Annotated in this window: 13 protein-coding genes; 4 read left to right on the top strand and 9 right to left on the bottom strand. The window is 68.1% G+C overall.

Translation table 11 applies throughout. The features are described 5' to 3' along the window. Together ACR2JI_RS03005 and ygfZ are read right to left on the bottom strand one after the other, a co-directional pair. The coding region (locus ACR2JI_RS03005; protein ID WP_355033544.1) for a DUF3073 family protein at nucleotides 1–59 on the bottom strand (59 nt) is incomplete at its 3' end. Nucleotides 60–200: 141 nt separating this feature from the next. Next, the gene (ygfZ, locus tag ACR2JI_RS03000; RefSeq protein WP_526387882.1) at nucleotides 201–1274 is read right to left on the bottom strand and encodes a CAF17-like 4Fe-4S cluster assembly/insertion protein YgfZ; all 1074 of its coding nucleotides are present in this window, start codon (nucleotides 1272–1274) and stop codon (nucleotides 201–203) included. 39 nt (nucleotides 1275–1313) lie between these two features. On the opposite strand from ygfZ, the gene ACR2JI_RS02995 reads away from it, so the two are divergent. Continuing rightward, the gene (locus tag ACR2JI_RS02995) at nucleotides 1314–2207 is read left to right on the top strand and encodes an aminodeoxychorismate lyase (RefSeq protein WP_526387880.1); all 894 of its coding nucleotides are present in this window, start codon (nucleotides 1314–1316) and stop codon (nucleotides 2205–2207) included. 238 nt (nucleotides 2208–2445) lie between these two features. Here the strand turns inward: ACR2JI_RS02995 and ACR2JI_RS02990 are convergent, their stop codons facing one another. The 7 genes from ACR2JI_RS02990 to lmeA form a co-directional block, all read right to left on the bottom strand. After that, entirely contained in the window at nucleotides 2446–2724 is a 279-nt protein-coding gene (locus ACR2JI_RS02990) for a hypothetical protein (protein WP_526387878.1), read from the bottom strand. Then, nucleotides 2721–3365: a nitrobindin family protein gene (locus ACR2JI_RS02985; protein WP_526387876.1), complete on the bottom strand. Its 645-nt coding sequence runs from the start codon at nucleotides 3363–3365 to the stop codon at nucleotides 2721–2723. Before ACR2JI_RS02985 ends, ACR2JI_RS02990 begins: the two co-directional genes overlap by 4 nt. A gap of 150 nt (nucleotides 3366–3515) precedes the next feature. Next, the gene (locus ACR2JI_RS02980) at nucleotides 3516–3818 is read right to left on the bottom strand and encodes a DUF1416 domain-containing protein (RefSeq protein ID WP_526387874.1); all 303 of its coding nucleotides are present in this window, start codon (nucleotides 3816–3818) and stop codon (nucleotides 3516–3518) included. Between the two features lie 41 nt (nucleotides 3819–3859). Next, the gene (locus ACR2JI_RS02975; protein WP_526387872.1) at nucleotides 3860–4339 is read right to left on the bottom strand and encodes a DUF4395 family protein; all 480 of its coding nucleotides are present in this window, start codon (nucleotides 4337–4339) and stop codon (nucleotides 3860–3862) included. 103 nt (nucleotides 4340–4442) lie between these two features. Then, complete coding sequence (locus ACR2JI_RS02970) at nucleotides 4443–4535, bottom strand: Ms5788A family Cys-rich leader peptide (protein ID WP_526387870.1); 93 nt, start codon at nucleotides 4533–4535, stop codon at nucleotides 4443–4445. A 29-nt stretch (nucleotides 4536–4564) separates the two neighbouring features. Beyond that, nucleotides 4565–4987 carry a thioredoxin family protein gene (locus tag ACR2JI_RS02965; protein ID WP_526387868.1) on the bottom strand — a complete coding sequence of 141 codons (423 nt, stop codon included), beginning with the start codon at nucleotides 4985–4987 and terminating at the stop codon, nucleotides 4565–4567. Then, a complete protein-coding gene (gene lmeA, locus ACR2JI_RS02960; protein ID WP_526387866.1) occupies nucleotides 4984–5799 on the bottom strand; it encodes a mannan chain length control protein LmeA in 816 nt (271 codons plus the stop codon). Before lmeA ends, ACR2JI_RS02965 begins: the two co-directional genes overlap by 4 nt. 75 nt (nucleotides 5800–5874) lie before the next feature. On the opposite strand from lmeA, the gene ACR2JI_RS02955 reads away from it, so the two are divergent. The 3 genes from ACR2JI_RS02955 to ACR2JI_RS02945 form a co-directional block, all read left to right on the top strand. After that, nucleotides 5875–6630 (top strand): winged helix-turn-helix domain-containing protein, encoded by a 756-nt coding sequence (locus ACR2JI_RS02955; protein WP_526387864.1) that lies wholly within the window; start codon nucleotides 5875–5877, stop codon nucleotides 6628–6630. Beyond that, entirely contained in the window at nucleotides 6627–7517 is an 891-nt protein-coding gene (gene mshD, locus ACR2JI_RS02950) for a mycothiol synthase (RefSeq protein ID WP_526387862.1), read from the top strand. The genes ACR2JI_RS02955 and mshD overlap by 4 nt, the downstream gene beginning before the upstream one ends. 106 nt (nucleotides 7518–7623) lie before the next feature. Then, nucleotides 7624–8125, top strand: a 502-nt coding sequence (locus ACR2JI_RS02945; protein ID WP_526387860.1) for a substrate-binding domain-containing protein, incomplete at its 3' end; no start/stop codon positions are given.

Here is an 8125-nt window from a genome sequence, read left to right as displayed (position 1 = left end):
CTGTATTTCAGCTCTCGGGCAACCTTGGTCTGCTTTGCCTTAGCCCGGCCGCGGCCCATGGGGGAACCCCCTCGCGCAATAACGGAGCGGCCTGAAGTCAGGCGGCTCCGGATCAGTGTCGTATGTGTCCTGCCGGTTACTTTACCGTGCCGCACCGCGAACTGCCCCCAGGCCCGTTCGGCTGACGGCGAGTAGCGGTCTCAGCGGCCGCGAAGACGGTCCACGGCGAGTCGGCCCGCCCCGGCCACGTCGGCCGCGGGTAGCGAGTCGGGGTCGATCTCAGCGGCGACCAGGTGCTCACCGCCGGTGGTCAACGCGGTGCCGGCCGGGATGCCCCGCTTGAGTAGGGCCAGGGCGGTGGGGCCGAGGTCGACGTGGTCGACGACGGTGCCCAACCGGCCGACCACCCTGCCGTCGGCCAGCACCGGATCCCCGGTGGCCGGCCGCTCACCGGAACCGTCGAGGTGCAGGAGCACCAGCATCCGCGGCGGCTTACCAAGGTTGTGAACCCGGGCCACGGTCTCCTGACCGCGATAGCAGCCCTTGTCGAGGTGGACCGCGCGGCCGATCCAGCCCACCTCGTGCGGGATGGTCCGCTCATCGGTGTCGACCCCCAGTCGCGGGCGTTGCGCGGCCACCCGGTGGGCCTCATAGGTCCACACCCCCGCCCGGCGCACACCGGCGCCGGTGAGACGTTGCAGCCACTCGTCCTTCTGGTCCCGTGGCACCACCAGGTCGACCTCGGTCTGACCCGCGGCCGACGGCATCCGGCGCACGAACCCGCCGCCGGGCAACGCCACCGCTGTCGACTCGGCCGGCAACGCGTCCAGTCCGAGTGCGGAGAGGACGCCCGCGTCGGTCAGCTTCGGACCGATCAGGGACAGCACCGCCAGATCAGCGGCGGCAAGTTGTACATCGGACCAGAACACCATCTTCGTCAAGTACGCGAAAAGCTCTGCGCCACGGGATGATTCAGTGTCCAGGTACGAGGTCCCATTGAGCTCGGTCTGCTGCCAGTGGTCCTCGACCCGGCCCTGGCCGTCCAGGCTCAGGTTCTCGGTGCAGGCACCGTCGGCGAGATCGGCGACATGCTGGGTGCAGATCGCATGCAGCCAGCTGAGTCTGTCGGGTCCGGTGATGGTGATCACCGGGCGATGCGAGCGGTCCACCACGACCGCGCCGTCCTGGGCGGCGCGCTGCTCCCCGAACGGGTCGCCGCAGTGCCACGCCACGCCGGCATCGGGCGAACCAACGGGTGTGGGAACGGCTGTCATCCCTGCCACTCTACGAGCCGGTCATTAGGCTGTGACGTCATGCCGAGCCAGCCTTCGGTGCGCGTCACCCTCGACGGTGATGTGCGCGATCCCAGTCAGCCGATGCTGTTCGCCGACGATCTGGCCGCGGTGCGCGGCGATGGAGTCTTCGAGACCCTGCTGGTTCGCGGCGGTCGGGCCTGTCTGGTGGAGGCACATCTGCGCCGATTGGTGCGCTCCGCCCAGATGCTGGATCTGCCTGAACCGGATCTGACCGACTGGCGCCGGGCGATCGCGGTCGCCGTGGGCCGGTGGAACGCCCAGACAGCGGCCGAGGGGGCGCTGCGTCTGGTCTACAGCCGGGGCAGGGAGAGCGGCGCGGCGACCGCCCACGAAGACGGCACGGCGTATCTGATGATCAATCCGGTCGCTGACCGGGTGGCCGCGGCCCGCCGCGACGGGGTGTCCGCGGTGTTACTCGGCCGCGGTCTACCGGTCGCCGGCATCGCGGACCTGCCCTGGCTTCTCGCCGGCGCGAAGACACTCTCGTATGCGGTGAACATGGCGGCGGTGCGACATGGCGCCGCCCGCGGGGCCGACGATGTGATCTTCGTCAGCTCCGACGGCTACATCCTCGAGGGGCCGCGGTCGACGGTGGTCATCGTCACCGAGGAAGCCGGACGTCCGCGATTGCTCAGTCCGCCGCTCTCGCACCCGATTCTGTCCGGCACCACCCAGCAGGCACTGTTCGACGTCGCCACCGCGAAGGGCTACGACTGCGGCTACCGGGCGCTGCGTCCGGCCGATCTCGACGCGGCACGGGGGATCTGGCTGGTGTCCAGCATTACCCTGGGCGCCCGGGTCCACACCCTCGACGGCCGCCGGCTGCGATCGGACTCCGACGTTCCCGACATCTCCGAACTGGTCGACGCCGCGATCATCAGCGATCGCTGAACGCGAAAAACCCTTGGCGCAACCGGTACTGCGCCGGTACCGTCGGCGGTACACAGGAAAGGAGGTGGTCCGGAATTTTGAGTACTTTTAGGACATGTGAGGTGGCTGCCCGCTAGCAGCACCAGGTGCCGGAAATCACCTGCGCTCTCCAGCGCGCTGGCGAATTCCAGGCAGCTACCCGGCCCCCGAGCTTCCGGTTGGTCCAACTGGATTACCAAGGCTCGGGGGCTGTCCTGTGTCAGGACCCGGCGGGACCGGGCGCAAAGGTCGAACAGGCTTGCATCGCCTGATCCCAGATCGCCGGGTCGATACCGTCGGGAGGTCCGAGAACCGCTGCGGGACCGGCAGATTCGGGAACGCCGTGGGTGTGCAGGCAATCGGCCAGCGTGCCGTGTGCGGCGGGAGATGACGGCGCGGTGGTTGACGGCTGCGGGGGTTCTGTTTTCGATGAGCACCCGACGAGCAGTAGTGCGGCCGCTGCGGTCACCAGAGCCAGCGGGGTCAGTGTCCGCGTCATCCGATATGCCTGGAAAGTCGCGCTGACAGATGCGGCACCAGACCGCCGTCGGCGTCCACGCGTTCCTCGACATAGGCGAGGTCACCGTTCTCGACGATTCCGTACAGGCGTTTGGCGCCGCCGACCAGGACTCCGGACTTGCTGCGCGCCAATGCGTCGGTCACCAGCTCCCACGACGACTGGTTGCGCGGGTGGCCGTAGAACAACTCGATGTATCCCGCGGAATGGGCGAGGAGAAGTTCGATCGCCGCCGACTCGTCGGGATCGGCCGGGTCGTGCACGAAGCGCCAGTAGCCGGTCTCTCGGAGGCTCGGGCTGTGGAACTCACCGGCGTCGTCGAGCCGCCAGGAACGGGCCTCCCAGTTGAGGAAATCCGAGCCGTCGTGGGAGACGATGATCTGCTGGCCGAACCGGTAGTCGCCGTTGCGGTCGCGGCCTTCGCCCTCGCCACGCCACACACCGACCAGTGGCAGCAGGGCCAGCAGTGCGTCGTTGAGATCGGCGCCGTGACGAAGGTTCGCGGTGTCGGCCACCGGAATGTCGTCGAAGACCGGGATGTTGCGCGCTGCGGTTTCTTTGGCCCGTTCGGCGGCGGCCGCCACCGCACGATCGCCGCTGCCGGCGATATCGCCCGACGTCATCGGCTCAGGACTCGTCGGTGATCAGCCGGTACACGGCGTACAGGGCGAACCACGTGATCACGACGACGGACAGCACGAGCAGGATCTCGAAGAAGAGGATCACGGCGCCGAGTCTAACTCTGCCGGCGGGCGCAGTCGTAGACCGAGCCGTCAGGCGACCTTGACGTCGATCTCGTGCAGTCCGGCCCCGATCGGAGTGAGTCGGGCGGCGCCGCTTCCCGCCGCCGACAGTGCCCGCACCGTCCAGGTGCCCGGTGCGGCGAAGAAACGGAAATCACCACTGGGCGAGGCGATCAGTTCGGCGGTGAACTCCTCGGTGGAGTCCAGCAGTCGTACCGATGCGCCGCCGACGGCCTGACCCGATCCGTCGACCACCCGTCCGGTGATCACCGTCTCTCGGGCCAGATCCACCCCGACCGGCAGGGTTGCGGTTTGGTTATGTGCAGAACCCATGAGGGATCCTCTCGGTGCTTAGCGCGGGCTTAGGAGTGGGCTTAAGAGCGGGCGTGGCGGAGGTGGGCGACCAGCGGATAGATCTGGCAGCCCAGGCAGATGCCAAACGCTGCGTTGAGGAAGGCGGCAGCCAGCGCGAAGGCGGTGGCGATGACCCCGAGCAGGGGAGCGCCGAGGGTGAATCCTGCGACGCCGACGACGGCGAAGATCAGACCGACGAGCTGGGCGAACCGCAGGGGCGGCACCGGCTCACGCTCGGTGACCGGGCTCAACCGGGGTGCCACGAACGTGGCGAAAATCAGGCCGTAGGGGTGTCGGCGCGGGCCGAGTGCAGCGCCGATCGCGAAGACGCTCGCCTGAACCGCGAGCAAGGTCGCGGCGGCGGGAATGCTCACCGCGGAGACCACCAGTACCGCCAGCAGGACGGCGGTGGTGATCCAGGCGGCGAAGCGCGGGCCGCGGACATCGACTGCGCCGATGGCGCCGGACTGCAGGCCGGCTGGAGTTGAGGTTGTCGACATGAATATCTCCTGTTGCTGGGCAGGGCTGGACGAGGCAGACCGGGTGTCTGCTGGGCGGCGGCCGGACCGGCAAGAAACCGGAAAAAGTGCGGACCGCGGCTACTCAGCAGCTACAGCAACAACAGCAACAACCCGCAAGGCGGCACAGGTCCACTGCGCGGCGCTTGGTGAGCAGGAGCTCAAGACGGGCGGTCACAGGTAAGAGCGTACCCAACTACCACCCGATCAGGCCAGCAGAGGGTCCAGGGCGGCCTTGAGATCGGCCGCTTTGGGCACCCCCGCAGTGCGATAACGCTGTTGTCCCTGAGCGTCGAAAATGAAGGTCGTCGGCAGCGACATCACCGAGAGCTTCCGCGCCACAGCGGGATTGGCGTCCATGTCGATCTCGACATGGACGACCTCGGGTAGCGCAGCGCAGACCTGGTCAACCACGCGGCGCACCGCCGCGCAGGGTCCGCACCACACGGCCGTGAAGTGAACGATCGTCGGGCCGGTGTCGGACAGCCCCAACTCGGTGGTGTCCACCGCCGGCGCCGCCGTGGTGTCACGCAGGACCCCGTGGCGCCGGTTGTGCAGCACGCCGAACAGGGCCGCCAGGCTCAGGGCGGCGGTGATCGCGGCGACTGCGGCGGCGGATGCGGCGTTCATGACTGGTTGAAACCATCCAGACGGACGGTTACTTCCTCGGCGATGCCCTCGATGATGATGTCCGACCCGCGCGCGCCCTCACTGGTGGGCGCGAGGCCGAACGGGAGTCGCTGCCCCGGCATGCTGGCGGCGAAGGCGCTCAGGACCGCGGCGCGACGGTCATCGGGCACCCCCCGGTCGGCGGTGTTGGGCCCGGTCACCACACCGGTCGGGGTGAACACCAGGGTGCTCTGGTCGGGGCCGGCCAGCGACAGGTCGACGGTCACGCTGACCGGTTTGTCCAACCCCGCCGCGGTCGGTGTGCCGGTGAACACCAGGCCCCTGTTACCGGAAATGCCGGATTCGGTGGTGCCGCCGGTCGAGTCGTTGGTGTCGGCGGCCGGGGCCTCGATGGTCAGGTCCTTGATCCCGATGAATTCCCCGACCCGGCGGGAGTCGATGATGATTCGGCTCTCCAGTTCGCCGACCGGCAGGTCGGCGTCCGGGCGCAGCAGCCAGGAGGCCTGGCGCAGGTCGATGTCGTGCATCGTGGCCTCCAGGGTGACCTGTCCCGCCACCGGTTGAGGCACTCCGCCGGCCTTGATCTCCAGCTCGTGGTAGTGCCGGCGGGAGGCCTGCGGGATGAACGGAAAGCCCAGGATGGCCACCCACGGGTCGAACTGCAACCCGGCGGCCGACCGGACGTTGCGGGCCAGGTGGTACTCGGCGTAGATGGCCGCGCCGAAGTCCACGCCGACCCCGGCCAGGACGACCGCGATGGCCGGGATGCCCACAGCGGTCAGCAGTTTTCGCACCGGGACATTCTCACCCACCCCTGTCGCAGACCGCGCGGATCGCCGAAACGGCAGGTCGCGGGTTAAAGTGATGCCCAAACCAGGAGATTCCCGTTGGACCTGTTGCTACTGACTGTCGACCCGAGCCCTGAGTCGGTTCTGCCCTCGTTGGCGCTATTGGCGCACAACGTGCGGTTCGTGCCGACCGAGGTGTCGTCGTTGTTGGAGGCCGGATCGGCCGATATCGCGATCGTCGATGCGCGCACCGATCTGGCCGCCGCCCGGGGGCTGTGCCGGTTGCTCGGCACCACCGTCTCGTCGGTCCCCGTCGTCGCGGTGGTCAATGAGGGCGGCCTGGTCGCGGTGAATGTCGACTGGGGTATCGACGAAATCCTGCTGCCGGGCACCGGTCCGGCTGAGATCGACGCGCGGTTGCGGCTGCTGGTCGGCCGCCGCGGCGGCGTGGTCGACCAGGAGAGCGTCGGCAAGGTGAGCCTCGGTGAACTCCTCATCGATGAGGGCACCTACACGGCCCGGCTTCGCGGCCGGCCACTTGACCTGACCTACAAGGAGTTCGAGCTCCTGAAGTACCTCGCTCAGCATGCCGGCCGGGTGTTCACCCGCGCGCAGTTGCTACAGGAGGTGTGGGGCTATGACTTCTTCGGCGGCACCCGCACCGTCGATGTGCATGTGCGGCGACTGCGGGCGAAGCTCGGTCCGGAGTACGAGGCTCTGATCGGCACCGTGCGAAATGTCGGCTACAAGGCGGTACGCCCGGCGCGCGGCCGCAACGGCTCGGCGGAGGCCGCCGACGCCGACCGCGATAGCGAATTGGCCGAGGACGCCATGTCGCATTCCCTGCATCAGTGACCGACTTCGCTTGGCATGACGCCCTATCGCCGGCGCAGCAGGAGGCCGTGCGGAGGCTGATCGCAGCGGCCCGGGACGCCGACGGGGTGGCGCCGGTCGGTGAGCAGGTACTGCGGGAGCTGGCGCAGGAAGGTTCGGAACATCTGCTCGCCGTCGACGGCGGTGAGGCCGTGGGCTACCTCAATCTGAACCCCGGGCGTGACGGCTCCGATGCGACGGCTGAACTCGTGGTGGCACCCGACGCCCGTCGTCGGGGAATCGGTCGCGCGATGGTGGATGCCACCGTCGCGCACTCCGGCGGACTGGTCCGCCTCTGGGCGCACGGCACGGTACCGGCTGCCCGTGCGCTGGCCGAGTCGATGGGTCTGCGCTCCGTCCGGGAGCTGATCCGGATGCGCCGCTCGCTGTGCGACATCCCGGAAGTTGCTGTGCCCGAAGGTATCCGGATACGAACCTATTCCGGGGCTGGTGATCATGCCGAACTGTTGCGGGTCAACAATGCCGCCTTCTCCTGGCACCCCGAGCAGGGCGGCTGGTCGGAAACCGATATCGCCGATCGCATCGGCGAGGTCTGGTTCGATCCCCACGGTCTGTTCCTGGCAACCGATGAGACCGGTGATCACGTCCTCGGTTTCCACTGGACCAAGATTCACGGCGACGAACTCGGTGAGGTGTACGTGGTGGGTGTCGATCCCGCCGAGCACGGCCGTGGTCTCGGACGTGCGCTGACCCTGGTGGGCATCGACCATCTCGCCCACCGGTTGCGACAGGCCGGCAGGCCCGAGGTCATGCTGTACGTCGAATCCGACAACGCGGCTGCCCTGCGCACATATCAGGCGCTGGGCTTCACCACCGACTCGGTGGACACCGCATACGCACCGCGCTGAGCATCGGCGAGCTGTTCACCTCCCGTTAACCATCCGTGCCCGAACTGGCCACCACCACCGCATAGTTTTCGCTCGACCCCAGAGACTCTGCAGAAAGAGGTAATCGGTGACCAGCTTCGGTAAAGCGATCGGTGTGGCGGCTTCGGCAGCGGCGATCCTCGCGCTCAGTGCATGCGGTAGCGACAAGAACTCGACCACCGCGTCGTCGACTGCGTCGGGAACCCAGTCCGGCAGCGCCTCGGCCGCCGCCGATTGCGGGGGCAAGAACACCCTGAGCGCGGAAGGTTCGACCGCCCAGCAGAACGCGATCGCCGTGTTCAATCAGGTGTGGGGCCAGAAGTGCGCCGGAAAGAACCTGTCCTACAACCCGACCGGGTCGGGCGCGGGCGTCAACCAGTTCATCGCCGGCCAGGTCGACTTCGCCGGTTCGGACTCGCCGCTGTCCAAGGATCAGCCGGCCGAGGCGGCCAAGCGCTGCGCGGACAACCCGGCCTGGAACCTCCCGCTGGTCTTCGGCCCGGTGGCGCTGGCCTACAACCTGCCCGGCGTCGACAACGTGGCCGTCAGCGGTGATGTGCTCGCCAAGATCTTCACCGGTGCAATCACCA

The sequence above is a fragment of the Mycobacterium sp. genome (genome assembly GCF_051006775.1).
Taxonomy (GTDB): domain Bacteria; phylum Actinomycetota; class Actinomycetes; order Mycobacteriales; family Mycobacteriaceae; genus Mycobacterium.
Note: the sequence above shows the minus strand (reverse complement) of the source record. Positions and strands in the feature narration are given on the sequence as shown.